This window comes from Pleomorphomonas carboxyditropha, from assembly GCF_002770725.1.
Classification (GTDB): domain Bacteria; phylum Pseudomonadota; class Alphaproteobacteria; order Rhizobiales; family Pleomorphomonadaceae; genus Pleomorphomonas; species Pleomorphomonas carboxyditropha.
In genome coordinates, this window is record NZ_NQVN01000023.1 from 15349 (window position 1) to 31191 (window position 15843).

Here is a 15843-nt window from a genome sequence, read left to right on the forward strand (position 1 = left end):
AGTTGCCAAATGCGGCGTCTTCCAGTCAGCGCAGGATGTCGTCGAGCGGCGGCAGGCCGATGACCACGGCGAGGGCGATCAGGGCGAGGCAGATGCGGCGGAAGGTCGTCTCGGAGGCGACGCCGAACAGGCGCGTGCCGGCCCACAGGCCGAGGGCGTAGGCCGGCGCCGTCGTCAGCGACAGCGGCGCCAGCGCCGGGACGAATAGGCCGCCGACCAGGAAGTTGAGCAGCGTCAGCGCCGTCGACACCTCGAAATAGAGCACGATGTTGGCGCGCACGATATTGGCCGGGATGGCGCCGCCTAGCCAGTAGGCGATCACCGGCGGCCCGCCCACCTGGCTGGCGCCGGAGAACAGGCCGGACAGCGCGCCGACGCCGACGGTGAGCGGCGCCCTGGGCCGGCCGTGATAGCGCCAGCCGCTGACGAGCAGCACGAAGAGCGCGGCGCAGATGGCGATGATCGCCCAGCGGATGGTCAGGGGATCGAGGTGGGTGAGGAGGTAGACGCCGCTGGGCACGCCGACGAGGGCGCCGAGCGACATCACCGCCACCTCGCGCCGGTCGGCGCGGCGGAAGGCGCCGGGCACCAGGCCGATGGTGGTGACGGCGTCGATGATCAGGATGACCGGCGCGGCGAGGCGCGGACCGATCAGCGCGCTCGCCACCGGCATGAAGATCAGCGCCGCGCCGAAGCCGGAGAAGCCGCGCGCCAGGCCGGCGACGAAGGTGGTGACGACGAGCAGCGTCAGGGTGGCGGGCGTGAGATCGGCGGGAAGCGGCGGCATGGACGGCGACGACTCGGACTGACAGGGCGGCGCCGGGCCGGCGCCCGTCTCTCCTAGCAAGCGGAGCGGCGGGGCGTAAACGGCTGGCGCCGGCCGGGCGGGCAAAATGTTGCGCCTATTGGGCGATGGCGGAACTTTTCTTCGCGCGGCGGCGCTGGCGGGAGCATCGATGTCCGAATCCAGAGCGCTCATGCAACCCATGGTGGCTTTCACGACTTCGGGAACAGGCGGCGCTTGTCGATTGTGACGGCGTTTGTCATAATCCGGCCCGGATTCAAGGGTCCCGCGGCCCTTCGAAGAGGATTCACATCGACAGGGATATAGAGGTGTCGAGCATTGCCAACCTGACGCGCCGCGTCGAGCGCCGGGCGCCGGCAGACGGTCCGGTTCGTCTCGCCGGACTGATCCCCATGTCGCGCGGCACCTTCCGGGCCTGCCATGTCGATCCGCGCGATGCCGGGCGTTGCATCAAGGTGATGCTCGACGGCGGCGAGCGGCACCGCCGCGGCATCGTCGATCGCCTGCTGGGGATGCGGGACCGGCACCCGAACCTGCGCGAGTGGGACGAATACCGGCGCCTGCGTGCCCGCGGCGTTCCGCTCGATCGCTATTTCCCGGTGATCCACGGCATCGTCGACACCGATCGCGGCCCCGGCCTGGTGGTCGACCTGCTGCGCGGCTCGGATGGCAGCCCGCCGGTGTCGGTACTGGAGTACATGAACGGCAACCGGCCGGAAGGGCTCGATCCCGAGGCGGTGCTGACCGAGTTTTCCCTGTTCGCGGCGTTCTGCATCAACTACGGCATCTTTGCGTCCTGCGACGAGCCCGGCAACGTCGGCCTGCTGCGCGACGGCGACGGCTACCGGTTCGTCTCCTATGACCTCAAGCTGCGCCGCAACAAGGAATTCATTCCCATTTCGACGCTGCTGCCGGCGGTGCGGCGGCGCAAGGTGGCCCGGCGCTTCGCGGCGACCCTGCGGCATGTCGCCGGCAAGCTCGGCCTCGAATGGCGGCCGGGGCTGGAGCGCCTGCGCGGCCTGGAGCAGCGGCTCGCTCGAACAGCGCTCTAAGGAAAACGCTTATCTGCCGGTGACGCGCCAGATCGTGTTGCCGGCGTCGTCGGCGACCAGCAGGCCGCCGCGCCCGTCCGGCGCAACGCCGACCGGCCGCCCTTTCGCCTCACCCTCGGCGTTGACGAAGCCGGTGAGCACGTCGCGCGGCGCGCCGGCCGGCTTGCCGCCGGCAAAAGGCACGAAGATCACCTTGTAGCCGCTGAGCGGCTTGCGGTTCCACGAGCCGTGCTGGCCGACGAAGGCGCCGGTCCGGTAGGGCCGGGGCAGGCCGCTGTCGGTGGCGATCGCCAGGCCCAGCGAGGCGGTGTGCGCGCCGAGGGCGTAATCGGGGACGATGGCTTTGGCGACGAGATCGGGCCGCGGCGGCGTGACGCGGCCGTCGACGTGCTGGCCGAAATAGCTGTAGGGCCAGCCGTAGAAGCCGCCGTCCCGCACCGAGGTCATGTAGTCGGGCACCAGGTCGCTGCCGAGCTCGTCGCGTTCGTTGACCGCCGTCCACAGCGTAGGGCCGGAAAAGGCGAGGCCGTTGGGGTTTCTGAGGCCGGTGGCGTAGGGGCGATGGGCGCCGGTCCGGGCATCCACCTGCCAGATCTGCGCCCGGCCGTCCTCGGCGGCCATGCCGTTTTCGCCGACGTTGCTGTTGGAGCCGATGCCGACGTAGAGGAAGCGGCCATCCGGACTGGCGACGAGGTTCTTGGTCCAGTGATGATTGAGGGGGCCGCCGGGCAGATCGGTCAGCCGGCTGCCCGGATCGGTGATAGCGGTCTCTCCCCGCCTGTAGGGGTAGCGCATGATGGCGTCGGTGTTGGCGACATAGAGCCGGTCGCCGATCAGCGCCATGCCGTAGGGCGAGTTCAGTCCCGTCAGGAAGACGCTCCTGAGATCGGCGACGCCGTCGCCGTCGGTGTCGCGCAGCAGGGTGATGCGGTTGGCGCTCGGCCCGCCGGCGCCGGCGCGGGCCATGACGCGGCGCATGACGAAGCCGACGAGGCCGGGGCTGTCGTCGGGCTTGGGCGGCGCGGCGCTCTCGGCCACCAGCACGTCGCCGTTGGGCAGCACATGGATGTTTCGCGGATGATCGAGCCCGGCGGCGAAGGCGGTGACTTTCAGGCCCGGCGCCGCCGTCGGCGTCTCCCCGGCCGGCCAGCCGACCGCCGGCGCGATGTTAAGGGTGGGAATGACGCCGGTGACCGGGGCGACGATCCGCGGTGCCGGCCCGACATCGGCGCCGGGCGGCAGGAGAGACTGGTCGCCGCAGCCGGCGAGCCCAAGCGCCACAAGGAGACATAGCGCCGGCGCGGTGACGCGCTCTGGACCGAAACCACGCATGCCCAGGCTCCCATTTTTATACGGGAAATCACGCTGGGCGCGTTGGCCTGTAGTGTCAAGCCGACTGCAACAGCGCCGGCCGGTCTCTCGACCGCCTCAAAGCGCCTTTTCGATCGCCTGGACGATGATGTCGGCGTCGGGCGCGGTGTCGGGCGAGAAGCGGTCGAGGACGGTGCCGTCGCGGCCGATCAGGAACTTCTCGAAGTTCCACAGCACCTCCGGCGGCTCGGTCGGCGTGATGCCGTGGCCGGTGAGGGCGGCGCGGAAGTCGCTGCCGGGGAGCGTCCGGGCCTCGGGCTTTTCCGCCGTCAGCGCCTTGTAGAGCGGGTGCTTGTCCGGACCGGTGACGGCGATCTTGGCGAACATCGGGAAGTCGACGCCGAAGGTGGCCGAGCAGAAGGTGGCGATCTCCTCGTTGGTGCCCGGCTCCTGACCGGCGAAATCGTTGGCCGGGAAGCCGAGCACTTCAAAGCCGCGATCCTTGAAGCGGTCGTAGAGCTTGACGAGCACCTCGTATTGCGGCGTCAGGCCGCACTTGGAGGCGGTGTTGACGACGAGCAGCACCTTGCCGAGCCAGGGCTTCAGCGTGGTGGGCAGGCCGTCGAGCGTGGCGACCGGCAGATCGAACAGGGCGGCGGTCATTGGCGTTTCTCCGGTTCAGAAGGGTTTGACGGTCATCAGGCCGTAGATGACGATCAGCGTGACGATCTGGATGGTGACGGCGGTGGCGAGCGGGCCGCCGGCGCCGATGGCCAGCGCCTTGCGGCCGCGCACGCCGGCGACGCCGTGCAGGGCGATGGCGATAAGGCCGAGCCAGGGAAAGACGAAGGGCAGCCAGCCGCCCATCCAGACGATGACGAGGCCGGTGATGCCGGAAAGGCCGGTGGTGGCCATGGCGGCGATATAGAACGGCCGCCACAGGCGGGGCGCCGGCCGGTGCCGCAAGGTCGGCAGCAGGGCGAGGGCCGCCCAGAGCACGGTGGTGAGGCAGGCCAGCATGGCGAGGCCACGATGGGCTTCGGAAAATGCGGTGTACATCAAGGCTCCCTGGGCTGATATGTGGATTCGCTGCGCGTGAAGAAAGATGGTATCCTATTCACGATGCTGGCGTCTTCGCAAAACGCCGCGCAAACATGTACGATCGGCCAAGAATGTGGTGTCTCGACGCGCAGCTTTTCGAACCTTCGCCCTGGCACGGCCATGACGTCTACGAGTTCGTCGTCGTGCTGGCGCCGGGCGGCATGCTGTCGGCGCGGGACGGCGACTGGCCGCTTCGCACCGGCGACACGCTGCTGGTGCCGCCTGGCCGGGAGCATCGTTTCTTCGTGGAGGCCGGCGAGTCAATCCGTGTCCGCCTCGTCTGCTTCACGCTGCCGGATGCCAAGGCCTACCTGTCGCCGCAGCTCACCGGCCGGTTGTCGCCGCCCGGCAGCCGCCCGACGCGGGCCGGCCACGACCACCCCGCGGCGCTGCTCGGGCTGGCGGCCACCATGCGCGAGGGGCTGAATGAGGTCGCCGCCCTCAGCGACTGGGCGACGCTCGGGTTGATGCTGTCCCGCCACGTCGAGCGGTCGGCGCCGACGCCGGCCGGCGCCTATGGCGCGCGGCTGACGGCGCTGATCGCCTGGCTCGACGCGCATCTCGACGAGGCGGTGACGCTGGAGGCGGCGGCAAGCCGGTTCGGCATGTCGCGCAGCCTGCTGTCGCGGGAATTCCGCCGCCATACCGGCCTCAGCTTCGTCGGCCACTGCAGCCGGCGGCGGCTCGAACGGGCGGCCGAGCTGATGGTGGCGGGCGGCGGCTCGGTGGCCGAGGCGGCGTTCGCCGCCGGCTTCGCCAACCTCAGCCATTTCCACCGGCAGTTCAAATCGGTCTACGGCATGACGCCGGCCGCCTTCCGCCGCAAGATCCGCGACGACGGCGGGCTGGGCGGGGCGGTGGAGGAGATCGCTTGACGATATGGCGCCTGCGCCGGCGGGGCGATGAGGGTGGTAAATCGGGTGCCCTTGTTCCTGGGGGAGCCCTATATCGGCGTTGCGCTCGGTCCTGCCCGAGGTCCTGCGCCTTCGCGCAGGATGACAGTATTATAACATTGATTTACTTGTATAATTTCGCCGTAACGCGCGAAGCGGGTCCATCTTGGGCCGAAATGGGCGCCTGATATCCACCGCTTGCCCCATCCTGCCCGAGATCCTGCGCCTTCGCGCAGGATGACAATATTATATATCCACCGCTCGCTCCGTTCTGCCTAAGGTCCTGCGCCTGCACGGATGACGATCTATATATATGTTTCCCATATATAAATCTGTCATCCTGCGCGCAGGCGCAGGACCTCGGGCCGGATGAGGCGAGGGGGCGATATAGGTCTCCCGCGTCCGGATAGGCGCGTCGGCTTTCGCTGAGCTTTGCAATGCGGCCCCGGCAATGAGTATATGTCGGGCATGCGTTTCGAACCGTCCCTTCTCGACCAGATCCGGGCCCGGCTGCCGATCAGCCAGGTGGTGGGGCGGCGCGTCACCTTCGACAAGCGCAAGAGCCAGCCGGCGCGCGGTGATTTCTGGGCCTGCTGCCCGTTTCATAAGGAGAAGACGTCGTCCTTCCACTGCGACGACCGGCGCGGCATCTACCATTGCTTCGGTTGCGGGGCGACAGGCGATCATTTCAAGTTCCTGACCGAGACCGAGGGGCTGACCTTCCCGGAGGCCGTCGAGCGGCTGGCCGAGGAGGCCGGCGTGCCGCTGCCGAAGGCCGATCCGCGCGACCGCGAGCGCGAGGCGGTGCGCGTCGATCTGGCCGGCGCCTGCGAGCTGGCGGCCAAGTTCTTCGAGCAGAAGCTCAGATCGCCCGAGGGCAAGCCGGCCCGCGACTACATGCTGAAGCGCGGCATCCTGGAAAAGACCTCCATCGAATTCCGCTTCGGCTATGCGCCTGACGAGCGCGACGCCCTGAAGCGCCATCTGATCCAGAACGGCGTCAAGGAGGAGACGGGCGTCGCCGCCGGCCTCTTGATCAAGCCGGAGGACGGCCGATCCTCCTACGACCGCTTCCGCGGCCGGCTGATGATCCCCATCCACGACGAGCGCGGCCGCGTCGTCGCCTTCGGCGGCCGGACGCTCGATCCCGAGGGACAGCCGAAATACCTCAATTCGCCGGAGACGCCGCTGTTCCACAAGGGGACGATGCTGTTCAACGTCCACCGGGCGCGCGAGGCGGCGCACAAGTCGGGGACGATCATCGTCACCGAGGGCTATATGGATGCCATCTCGGTCTATCAGGCCGGCATCCGCAACGTCACCGCCGCCCTCGGCACCGCCTTCACCGAGGACCATATCGCCCGCCTGTGGCGCTTCGCCGCCGAGCCGGTGATCTGCTTCGACGGCGACAAGGCCGGCGTGTCGGCCGCCCACCGGGCGATCGACCGCATCCTGCCGGCGCTGAGGAGCGGCTACTCCTTCAACTTCTGCTTCCTGCCGGGCGGCCAGGACCCCGACGATATCGTGCGCTCGGGCGGCGCCGACGCCTTCCTCGCCGAGGTGGCGAAGGCCCGGCCCTTGTCGGAAGTGCTGTGGGACCGCGAGGCGGCCGACGCCCGCGTCGACACGCCCGAGCGCAAGGCGGCGCTGGAAGCGCGCATCGACGAACTGGTCCGCCAGATCAAGGACGAGCGGGTGGCGCGGCGCTATCGCCTTGCGCTGCGCGTCAACATGTCCGAGCTGTTCTGGACGCATGACCGGCGCGGCCGGGGCGAAGGTCGGGGAGAGGGGAGAGGCGAGTTTCGCGGCGGCGAGCGGCGCGAGGGGCAGGGCCTAGCCGTCGCCGCCGAGATGCGGCCGCCCAGCGAGCCGGATCTCGCCAGCATCGAGCGGGTGCTGCTCGGCCTCGCCGTCGAATATCCCGATCTCTACGAAGCCAACATGGAGCGCCTCGCCCGGCTGGATTTCCACGTGGCGGCGCTGGAGGATTTCAAGCAGGCGCTCTACCGCATCGCCGTCGACTTCGACGCGGATTCGGTCACCGACTTCTACGAGGGGCTCGACGCCCGCTTCTACTTCGTGCTCAACGAGGTGCACGGCGACGAGATGAAGCGCGAGGACGGCGTCAGCATCGGCCGCGGCCACAAGCTGAGGGAGCGGCTGCCGATCCTGCGCTTCCATCCGCCGGAGAGCTTCGTCGAGACCTGCCTCGACCTGCTCATCGAGCGGCTGTGCCTCCGGGCGCTCGCCGCCGACATCGAGCGCGACATGAAGACGGTGACGGCCGAGACCGACGAGAGCTTCACCGCCTACATCTACGAGCTGACGCGCGACCTCAACCGCCGCCGCGAGGAGCTGATCCGCCGCGAGCAGGAACTCGCCGAGGAAGCGAAGGCCATCCGCGACGCGACCACGGGCGGGGCGTCGTCGCAGCCGGCGCTGTGGAAGTGAGACGCTGAGGTGTCACCGCCTCGGGAGCCCTATATCGGCGTTGCGCCTTATTCTCCCCGAGGTCCTGCGCCTGCGCGCAGGATGACAGATTTATATAATCGAAACATATAGATAGCCTATCCATCGGATGTCATCCTGCGCGAAGGCGCAGGACCTCGGGCCGAAAGGGGGCACGGGGCGGCTATTGGGCTCCGAAAGAACAGCGGGGCGCTGCCCATGATCCAGCCGGGCGAGGTTCTTAGGCGATTTATCGATGCGGCGCGTCCGAATCGTTCCGATTCACGAGATTCTCTGCCGAATCACCCTTGCGGAATCCGTTTGCGCCGCTAAATACACCTTTCCGGGGATTTTCGGCGGGTCGGCAGCGGCCCGCCTGTTTGGCTATGGTCTCAGCGGTGCCGGACGTTTTCAGCAACGTCAGGGTTAAGTTGGGCTTAAGGCCTCGCCCGTATTGGTAGCGCGAGCCGCTGTCGGGACCTTTTCGTCTCGTGGCGAGTTGAGCGATGAGAGACGCGCGGCGTGACGGCGCCCGGCGGACGGCGGAGATGACTATGGCAACCAAGGCCACCGAAAACGACGAAGTCCAGGATACCGCTGGCGAAGGGCCGGACGGTCCGCTGCTCGACCTCAGCGATGCCGCCGTCAAGCGGATGATCAAGCTCGCCAAGAAGCGCGGCTACGTCACCTACGACGAACTGAACGAAGTGCTGCCGTCGGACCAGAACTCGTCCGACCAGATCGAGGACATCTACGCGATGCTCTCGGACATGGGCATCAACGTCGTCGATTCCGAGGAGGCCGAGGAGGCCCCGGCCGTCGACGATACCGCCTCCGAGGAGGAGGGCGAGGTGGGCGAGGCCACTGGCACCGCCGTCGCCAAGACCTCGACGACCCGCGAGCCGACCGACCGCACCGACGACCCGGTGCGCATGTACCTGCGCGAGATGGGCTCGGTGGAACTGCTCTCCCGCGAGGGCGAGATCGCCATCGCCAAGCGCATCGAGGCCGGCCGCGAGGCGATGATCGCCGGCCTCTGCGAGAGCCCCCTGACCTTCCAGGCCATCATCTTCTGGCGCGACGAGCTCAACGAGGGCAAGATCCTCCTGCGCGACATCATCGACCTCGAGGCGACCTATGCCGGCCCGGACGGCAAGGGCGGCGCGCTGCCGTTCGAAGCCGGCGAAGAGGGCGCGGAAGAGGGCGCCGAACCCTCCGACAAGCCGGCCGGCCCGCGCGGCGAGGACGGCGAGGAGCGGCCCGAGGGCGAGCTGCCGGAAGGCGAGATGGCCGACGAAGACGACATGGAGAACAACGTGTCGCTGTCGGCCATGGAAGCCGAACTGAAGCCGAAGGTTCTCGAAACCTTCGACCGCATCGCCGAGAACTTCAAGAAGCTCAGGCGCCTGCAGGAGCAGCACGTCGAGAACCGCCTCAAGAACACCACGCTCAGCCCGTCGCAGGAGCGCCGCTACAAGAAGCTCGAGGAAGAGATCCAGGAGGACGTGAAATCGCTCTCCCTCAACGCGGCGCGCATCGAGGCGCTGGTCGAGCAGCTCTACGACATCAACAAGAAGCTGATGGGCCACGAGGGCAAGCTGCTGCGCCTCGCCGAGAGCTACGGCGTCGGCCGCGAGGACTTCCTGCGCCAGTACCAGAGCTCCGAGCTCGATCCCAACTGGATCCGCCGCGTCGCCTCGCTGGCCTCCAAGGGCTGGAAGGAATTCGTCGCCAGGGAAAAGGAAGACATCCGCGAGCTCAGGCAGACCATCCAGAACCTGTCGTCGGAAACCGGCCTCGAGCCCGGCGAGTTCCGCCGCATCGTCCATCTGGTCCAGAAGGGCGAGAAGGAAGCGCGCATCGCCAAGAAGGAGATGGTGGAGGCCAACCTGCGCCTCGTCATCTCCATCGCCAAGAAATACACCAACCGCGGCCTGCAGTTCCTCGACCTGATCCAGGAAGGCAACATCGGCCTGATGAAGGCGGTCGACAAGTTCGAGTACCGGCGCGGCTACAAGTTCTCGACCTACGCCACCTGGTGGATCCGGCAGGCGATCACCCGTTCGATCGCCGACCAGGCGCGCACCATCCGCATCCCGGTGCACATGATCGAGACGATCAACAAGATCGTCCGCACGTCGCGCCAGATGCTGCACGAGATCGGCCGCGAGCCGACGCCGGAGGAGCTGGCCGAGAAGCTGGCGATGCCGCTCGAAAAGGTGCGTAAGGTGCTGAAGATCGCCAAGGAGCCGATCTCCCTCGAAACGCCGATCGGCGACGAGGAGGACAGCCATCTCGGCGACTTCATCGAGGACAAGAACGCCATCCTGCCGATCGACGCGGCCATCCAGTCGAACCTCAGGGAGACGACGACGCGGGTGCTCGCCTCGCTGACGCCGCGCGAGGAGCGCGTGCTGCGCATGCGCTTCGGCATCGGCATGAACACCGACCACACGCTTGAGGAGGTCGGCCAGCAGTTCTCGGTGACGCGCGAGCGCATCCGCCAGATCGAGGCCAAGGCGCTGAGGAAGCTCAAGCACCCGAGCCGCAGCCGCAAGCTCCGCAGCTTCCTCGACAACTGAGGAAGCGGGCAGGCAGAACAAAAGACGGCGGGTCCGCAAGGCCCGCCGTTTTCGTTTGTCGCGCGTAACGCCCTATGGGGTCGCGGCGACGGCCGGTCGCTTCTGTCCGTCCAGCGCCGACGACAGCACGGCGGCGAGCAGGACGAAGCCGAGCACCACCAGCATGGCGCTGCGAAGGCCGAGGGTATCGCCGAGGAAGCCCAGCATCGGCGGCCCCACCAGGAAGGCCACGTAGCCGACGATTGCGACGATCTTGACGCGGGCGTCGGAATTCTCGCCGGAATCGCCGGCCGCCGACAGGGCGACGGGGAAGCCGAGCGAGGCGCCGATGCCCCAGAGCACCACGGCAAGGCCGGCAACCCACGAGTTGTCGACGAAGATCACCAGCCCGAGGCCGATGGCGCCGGCGATGGCGCTGCCGCGCATCACCGCCTTGCGGCCCCACTTGCGCAAGGGGATGCCACCGCCGAACCGGCCGACGGTCATCGCCAGCGCGAAGCCGAGATAGACCAGCGTGCCCTGCGTCGGGTCGAGGCCATGCTCGTCGACCATCAGGAGAGGCAGCCAGTCGTTGGCGGCGCCTTCGGCGAAGGCCATGCCGAGCACGATCAGGCCGATGAACAGCACCGTCCTGTCGCGATAGAGGCCGGTCGTCCCCTTCGGGCCCTCGGCTCCGGCGGGCGCGTGGCGGCCGAGGTCGGGCGACAGCCTGGCGATGAAGAAGAACACCAGCGGAAAGCAGATCACCGACACCAGCGCCATGTGCCAGGCGACGGGGAATTCGATCGCCGTCAGGCCGATGCCGATGGAGGCGCCGACGACGGTGCCGAGGCTGAAGCAGCCGTGCAGGGCGTGGAGAACCGGTTGCCTGATGACGGCCTCGACGTCGGCTCCCTCGATATTGATGGCGATTTCCGACAGGCCGGCGCCGACGCCGAACAGGAACAGGCCGAAGGACACGACGACCGCCACCGACACCACGAAACCGATGGAGACGAACAGCAGCGCCGAGGAGATAAGCAGCATGCCGACCAGGGCCATGGTCCTGGTGCCGAAGCGGCTGACGGCGCCGCCGGCCAGCAGAATGCCGACCATCGAGCCGAGCGACAGGCCGAAGATGATCATGCCCATCTCGGCGATCGATGCGCCGAGGCCGTCGCGGATGGCCGGGGTGCGGGTCACCCACGAAGCCATCGCCAGGCCGGTCAGAAAGAAAAAGACGTAGAGAGCGAGGCGGCGTTGCCCAACCCGGGAAGCCATCTTAGTGTCCTGGGACGCGAGGACCCCCATCGGGGGGAGACGATGTGTACATCCTTACATATCGTCTCCGGGACTGTAAACATCGGGCTGGGAACGGCGCATGAAGCAACCGTCAAGGCGGAGATACGACCCGGACCGCCGGAACCGGATCATCGAGGCCGCGCTCGACGTGATCGAAATCCACGGCATCGCCGGCGCCACCCATCGCCGGATCGCCGACGCGGCCGACGTGCCGCTCGGCTCGATGTCGTATCATTTCAATGGTTTGGAGGAGGTGTTCGTCGCCGCCTTCAGCCTGCTTGCCGAGACCGTTTCGGCCAAGTTCGTGGAATTGCTGGACGCCGCCAAGACGAAGGACGAGGCGAGGGAGGCGGTGGTCGAGCTGATCTGCGGCAACGTCTGGGCCACGGAGCGGAACATGCGGCTGAGCTACGAGCTCTACGCCTATTCGATGCGCAACGAGGCCATACGGGCGGTGTTCGTCGACTGGATGGCGCGCAGCCGGCGGGCGCTCGAACGGCATTTCAGCAGCCGCACCGCCGACGCGCTCGACACCATCATCGAAGGGGCGACCATCCACAACACCGCCCAGCCCGATACCGTGACGCGGGAGGTGGTTCGCTGGATGGTGCTGAGCCTGACGCGGGAAGAGTACGATATCGGCTGAATGGGGAACGTCGCTTCTTTCCAGGTAGCCTTCGCCGAAGTCGGCGGAAGACAAATTCCGGCGGACCGCTTAGGCTTGGGGCATGAGAGTGCTGCTTGTCGAAGACGACCGGATGATTGCCAGGGCCCTGATGAAAGGGATGGATCGCCACGCTCTGTCCGTCGACTGGGTGACGGACGGCAAGGCGGCCGTGGAAGCGGTCGGCCTCGCGGAATATGGCGTGGTCCTGCTGGATCTGGGGCTGCCGCAGCTCGACGGCATCGAGGTGCTGGAGCGGATCCGCAACGCGGGAAAGGAAGTTCCGATCCTGATCCTGACCGCCCGCGATGACCTGAAAAGCCGCGTGACGGGCCTCGACCTCGGCGCCGACGATTATGTGCTGAAGCCTTTCGAGCTCGAGGAACTGCTGGCGAGAATCCGGGCCGTCGTGCGCCGCAAGGCCGGGCACAGCCAGTCCCGTATTCAGGCGGGAGAGGTCATGCTCGACCTTGCGACCCACACCGTCACGTTTCGGGAAGCATCGGACGTTCTGTCGGCGCGGGAATTTGCGCTGCTGCGGGTGCTCGCGGAGCGGCCGGGGCTCATCCTGTCGCGCAGCCAGCTCGAGGAAAGGATCTACGGCTGGGGAGAGGAAACCGAAAGCAATGCGGTCGAGGTGCTGATCCATTATATCCGCAAGCGCTTCCATAAGGATATCATCCGCAATGTGCGAGGCGCCGGCTGGATGATTCCCAGGGCATGAAGATGTCGCTCCGCCGTTCGTTCATTCTCGTCTTTTCGGCGCTGATGACTGTTCTCGCGGCATTTGCCGCCGTCTTTTCCTATTACGGCGCGCGGCATGAAGCCTGGGACATTCTGGATTTCCAGCTTCAGCAGATCGCCCGCGTCGTCGGCGACGGCGACGGGCTCGCGCCTTTGTCGCGGGCCGAGGCTTCCGATGACGAGCTGATTGCAATCCGGGTCGTCTTCGCCGATGGCCGCCCGGCCAGGATGAACGAGCCGGGCGTTCGTTTCCCGGCGGCCGGTTCGTCCGGGTTCTCGACCTTCCGCGACGGCGGCGAGGAATGGCGGCTTTTTGCCGACACCAGCAATCCGGTCCGCACGGTGATGGCCGCGCAGCGGATGGCCGAGCGCGACGAACTGGCGGCGGACGCGGCGTGGAACAGCGCCTGGCCTTTTCTGCTGGCCATTCCGCTGTCGTGGCTGGTGACCTACTGGCTGGTCGGCCTGATCATGCAACGCCTGGAGATCCTGGCGGCCAGCGTGGAGAGGCGGAGCCTGGATGACGCCGATCCGCTTGCCGTGGAAGACGCGCCCGTGGAAATCCGCGGTCTCGTTCTGGCGATCAACAATGCCTTCGAGCGCGTCCGCAGGACGCTCGAAGGCCAGCGCATCTTCCTGGCGGACGCCGCTCACGAACTGCGCACGCCGGTGACGGCGCTCGCTCTCCAGATCGACAACCTCAAGCAGGCGCGACGGCCCGAGGAGCGCGAAGCGGCGATCGCCGATCTGGAAACGGGCATACGCAGGGCGGTTCAGGTCGCCACCCAGATGCTCAGGCTGGTTCGCAGCGAAAGCGCCGAAAGACCCGAGGTGCAGGCCGAGGCCATCGATCTTGCCGAAGCGGCGAGGGACTGCCTGGGGCGGTTCGTGGCGATGGCCGATGCCAAGGGAATCGACCTGGGCATGGAGCAGGCGGCGCTTTGTCCGGTGAAGATCGATGCGGTGGAGCTGGCCGCCATCCTCGATGTGCTGGTCGACAATGCGCTTCGTTATACGCCGGAGCATGGCCGGGTCGATCTTGCCGTCTCCGGAGAAGGCTCCCGGGCGGTTCTCCGCGTCACCGACGACGGCCCCGGGGTTCCGGCCGAGCTGCGGGACCGTGTGTTCGACCGGTTTTTCAGGCTGGATCCCTCCGGAACGGAGGGCAGCGGCATCGGCCTTGCCATTGCCCGCAATCTGGTCGGCCATTACGGCGGCGCCATCCGGCTTGAGGACAACCCGGCCGGATCGGGGCTGCGGGTGGTGGTCGAGTGGCCGTTGGCCGACGGGACGGTTCTAAGTTTCTCCTAAGTCTGCTGCCCCATGCTCGAGCGTATCCCGACGGGCCTACGCCAAGCCAATGGAGACAGACATCATGAGCCGTTCCGCCAGCATCATCCTTGCCGTCCTCGTGCTCGGCTCGGCGGCGTTGGTCGGGCCGGCGAACGCTTCGAGCTGGGCTACCCGAACACGGGGCCGCTGTTCCTGGGCATCGTCGCGGTTATTGCGTTGGCCTATTGCAAGTCCATGCTCGATGCCGTCACGGCTTTTTGGCTCGCGTGCATCTTGACGCGGCCGCTCGGCGCGTCGTCCGGCGACCTGCTGTCCCAGCCGTTGGAGCATGGCGGCCTTGGCTTCGGCACCGTGGCCACCAGCCTCGGCTTCCCGGTCGCGATCATCGCCACGGTCGTCCACGCCATCGCCCGGCAGACGCAGACGCTCGGATTGGATTGAGCAGGCATGAAGCGGCAACTCCACAAGGGAGCGGGAGGCATCTCCCGCCTTTCATTCAGAAAACTGGGTCGCTGGACCGGTATGGGATTGCTGATCGCCGGTATGGCACTCCTGCTGATCGGCCTGCCGATCGGCGGCTTCGCGGTCTACGTCTACCATGACCGCAATTTCCATCGGGTCCTTGCCGGGGAGCTTTATCGTTCCGGACAAATGTCGGACAAGGATCTTGCGATCCATATCCGGACGCACGGCATCCGATCGGTGCTCAACCTGCGAGGCGCTCAGCCGAAACAGAGCTGGTACGTTTCCGAGGTCGGCGTGTCGCAGGCGCTTGGCGTCCGCCACTATGACCTGGCCCTCTCAGCGGACCTCGACCTCAAGCCATCCCAGCGCGACGAATTGTTGCGGATCATGTCCGAAGCGCCGAGGCCGCTCCTGATCCATTGCAAGCAGGGAGCCGATCGTACCGGACTGGCCGCCGCCCTTTACCTGCGGCACGGCAAGCAAAGGTCCCTCAAAGAGGCGGGGAAACAACTGTCCATCTGGTATGGGCATTTCCCCTGGCTCGGAAGCGGCACCGGAGCCATGGACCGCTCGCTCGCGGCTGCGGAATATCCGGACGGCCCGACACCGGATGTCGCCAACCCGTGACGAAGGGCACTCCTCCGGCCACGCCGGACGTCGGGCAAGCTCGGTGATAGGTTGGCGACCCTTTCCATCAAGCTGTCATCCTCGCGCAGGCGAGGACCTCGGGCCGGAGAGGGCGAGGGGGAAATATCGGCTGTCCTCGTTCGCTGGAGCGCTATATCGGCCGATCGCTCCGTCCTGCCCGAGGTCCCCGCCTTCGCGGGGATGACAAATTTATATAAAAGGAACAAGCGGATAGGTTGGCGACCCTTTCCATCAAGCTGTCATCCTCGCGCAGGCGAGGACCTCGGGCCGGAGAGGGCGAGGGGGAAATATCGGCTGCCCTCGTTTGCTGGAGCGCTATATCGGCCGATCGCTCCGTCCTGCCCGAGGTCCCCGCCTTCGCGGGGATGACAAATTTATATAAAGGGAACAAGCGGATAGGTTGGCGACCCTTTCCATCAAGCTGTCATCCTCGCGAAGGCGAGGACCTCGGGCCGAAAGGGGCGAGGGGGAAATATCGGCTGCCCTCGTTCGCTGGAGCGCTATATCGGCCGATCGCTCCGTCCTGCCCGAGGTCCCCGCCTGCGCGGGGATGACA

14 protein-coding genes are annotated in these 15843 nt (G+C 67.0%); 9 read left to right on the forward strand and 5 right to left on the reverse strand.

Features of this window, described 5'->3' with window-relative positions; genetic code table 11:
* Nucleotides 1–25: 25 nt before the first annotated feature.
* The gene (locus tag CJ014_RS22670; RefSeq protein ID WP_100082785.1) at nt 26–787 is read right to left on the reverse strand and encodes a sulfite exporter TauE/SafE family protein; all 762 of its coding nucleotides are present in this window, start codon (nt 785–787) and stop codon (nt 26–28) included.
* Nucleotides 788–1113: 326 nt separating this feature from the next.
* On the opposite strand from CJ014_RS22670, the gene CJ014_RS22675 reads away from it, so the two are divergent.
* Nucleotides 1114–1857 (forward strand): YrbL family protein, encoded by a 744-nt coding sequence (locus tag CJ014_RS22675; RefSeq protein ID WP_165790952.1) that lies wholly within the window; start codon nt 1114–1116, stop codon nt 1855–1857.
* Nucleotides 1858–1866: 9 nt separating this feature from the next.
* On the opposite strand, the gene CJ014_RS22680 is transcribed toward CJ014_RS22675, so the two are convergent.
* The 3 genes from CJ014_RS22680 to CJ014_RS22690 all read right to left on the reverse strand — a co-directional run bounded on the left by CJ014_RS22680 (nt 1867) and on the right by CJ014_RS22690 (nt 4227).
* Entirely contained in the window at nt 1867–3189 is a 1323-nt protein-coding gene (locus CJ014_RS22680) for a PQQ-dependent sugar dehydrogenase (RefSeq protein ID WP_100082787.1), read from the reverse strand.
* 96 nt (nt 3190–3285) lie between these two features.
* Entirely contained in the window at nt 3286–3831 is a 546-nt protein-coding gene (locus tag CJ014_RS22685; protein ID WP_100082788.1) for a glutathione peroxidase, read from the reverse strand.
* 15 nt (nt 3832–3846) lie between these two features.
* The gene (locus tag CJ014_RS22690; RefSeq protein ID WP_133121915.1) at nt 3847–4227 is read right to left on the reverse strand and encodes a hypothetical protein; all 381 of its coding nucleotides are present in this window, start codon (nt 4225–4227) and stop codon (nt 3847–3849) included.
* A 113-nt stretch (nt 4228–4340) separates the two neighbouring features.
* Here CJ014_RS22690 and CJ014_RS22695 point away from each other — a divergent pair, with 113 nt between their 5' ends.
* From CJ014_RS22695 to rpoD, 3 genes are all read left to right on the forward strand, one after another.
* Nucleotides 4341–5144 carry a helix-turn-helix domain-containing protein gene (locus CJ014_RS22695; protein WP_165790953.1) on the forward strand — a complete coding sequence of 268 codons (804 nt, stop codon included), beginning with the start codon at nt 4341–4343 and terminating at the stop codon, nt 5142–5144.
* Between the two features lie 486 nt (nt 5145–5630).
* Nucleotides 5631–7613 (forward strand): DNA primase, encoded by a 1983-nt coding sequence (gene dnaG / locus CJ014_RS22700; RefSeq protein WP_100082838.1) that lies wholly within the window; start codon nt 5631–5633, stop codon nt 7611–7613.
* Between the two features lie 551 nt (nt 7614–8164).
* Nucleotides 8165–10192: an RNA polymerase sigma factor RpoD gene (rpoD, locus tag CJ014_RS22705; protein ID WP_100082791.1), complete on the forward strand. Its 2028-nt coding sequence runs from the start codon at nt 8165–8167 to the stop codon at nt 10190–10192.
* A gap of 72 nt (nt 10193–10264) precedes the next feature.
* Here rpoD and CJ014_RS22710 read toward each other — a convergent pair whose 3' ends face one another.
* Nucleotides 10265–11452: an MFS transporter gene (locus CJ014_RS22710; protein ID WP_100082792.1), complete on the reverse strand. Its 1188-nt coding sequence runs from the start codon at nt 11450–11452 to the stop codon at nt 10265–10267.
* Nucleotides 11453–11552: 100 nt separating this feature from the next.
* Here CJ014_RS22710 and CJ014_RS22715 point away from each other — a divergent pair, with 100 nt between their 5' ends.
* From CJ014_RS22715 to CJ014_RS22735, 5 genes are all read left to right on the forward strand, one after another.
* A complete protein-coding gene (locus tag CJ014_RS22715; protein ID WP_100082793.1) occupies nt 11553–12119 on the forward strand; it encodes a TetR/AcrR family transcriptional regulator in 567 nt (188 codons plus the stop codon).
* 82 nt (nt 12120–12201) lie between these two features.
* On the forward strand, nt 12202–12861 hold the full coding sequence (locus CJ014_RS22720) for a response regulator (RefSeq protein ID WP_100082794.1): 660 nt from the start codon (nt 12202–12204) through the stop codon (nt 12859–12861).
* The gene (locus CJ014_RS22725) at nt 12858–14192 is read left to right on the forward strand and encodes a sensor histidine kinase (protein WP_245427571.1); all 1335 of its coding nucleotides are present in this window, start codon (nt 12858–12860) and stop codon (nt 14190–14192) included. Before CJ014_RS22720 ends, CJ014_RS22725 begins: the two co-directional genes overlap by 4 nt.
* 12 nt (nt 14193–14204) lie before the next feature.
* Nucleotides 14205–14615: a COG4705 family protein gene (locus tag CJ014_RS22730; RefSeq protein ID WP_100082795.1), complete on the forward strand. Its 411-nt coding sequence runs from the start codon at nt 14205–14207 to the stop codon at nt 14613–14615.
* 6 nt (nt 14616–14621) lie between these two features.
* Nucleotides 14622–15266: a dual specificity protein phosphatase family protein gene (locus CJ014_RS22735; protein ID WP_245427573.1), complete on the forward strand. Its 645-nt coding sequence runs from the start codon at nt 14622–14624 to the stop codon at nt 15264–15266.
* The last annotated feature ends 577 nt before the right edge of the window (nt 15267–15843 follow it).

Bases quoted from the DNA above. Each gene is read 5' to 3' on its own strand.
- CJ014_RS22670 (WP_100082785.1), bottom strand. From the start codon at position 787: ATGCCGCCGCTTCCCGCCGATCTCACGCCCGCCACCCTGACGCTGCTC.
- CJ014_RS22695 (WP_165790953.1), top strand. From the start codon at position 4,341: ATGTGGTGTCTCGACGCGCAGCTTTTCGAACCTTCGCCCTGGCACGGC.
- CJ014_RS22735 (WP_245427573.1), top strand. From the start codon at position 14,622: ATGAAGCGGCAACTCCACAAGGGAGCGGGAGGCATCTCCCGCCTTTCA.
- rpoD (WP_100082791.1), top strand. From the start codon at position 8,165: ATGGCAACCAAGGCCACCGAAAACGACGAAGTCCAGGATACCGCTGGC.
- CJ014_RS22725 (WP_245427571.1), top strand. From the start codon at position 12,858: ATGAAGATGTCGCTCCGCCGTTCGTTCATTCTCGTCTTTTCGGCGCTG.
- CJ014_RS22685 (WP_100082788.1), bottom strand. From the start codon at position 3,831: ATGACCGCCGCCCTGTTCGATCTGCCGGTCGCCACGCTCGACGGCCTG.
- CJ014_RS22720 (WP_100082794.1), top strand. From the start codon at position 12,202: ATGAGAGTGCTGCTTGTCGAAGACGACCGGATGATTGCCAGGGCCCTG.
- CJ014_RS22730 (WP_100082795.1), top strand. From the start codon at position 14,205: ATGCTCGAGCGTATCCCGACGGGCCTACGCCAAGCCAATGGAGACAGA.
- dnaG (WP_100082838.1), top strand. From the start codon at position 5,631: ATGCGTTTCGAACCGTCCCTTCTCGACCAGATCCGGGCCCGGCTGCCG.
- CJ014_RS22710 (WP_100082792.1), bottom strand. From the start codon at position 11,452: ATGGCTTCCCGGGTTGGGCAACGCCGCCTCGCTCTCTACGTCTTTTTC.
- CJ014_RS22680 (WP_100082787.1), bottom strand. From the start codon at position 3,189: ATGCGTGGTTTCGGTCCAGAGCGCGTCACCGCGCCGGCGCTATGTCTC.
- CJ014_RS22690 (WP_133121915.1), bottom strand. From the start codon at position 4,227: ATGTACACCGCATTTTCCGAAGCCCATCGTGGCCTCGCCATGCTGGCC.
- CJ014_RS22715 (WP_100082793.1), top strand. From the start codon at position 11,553: ATGAAGCAACCGTCAAGGCGGAGATACGACCCGGACCGCCGGAACCGG.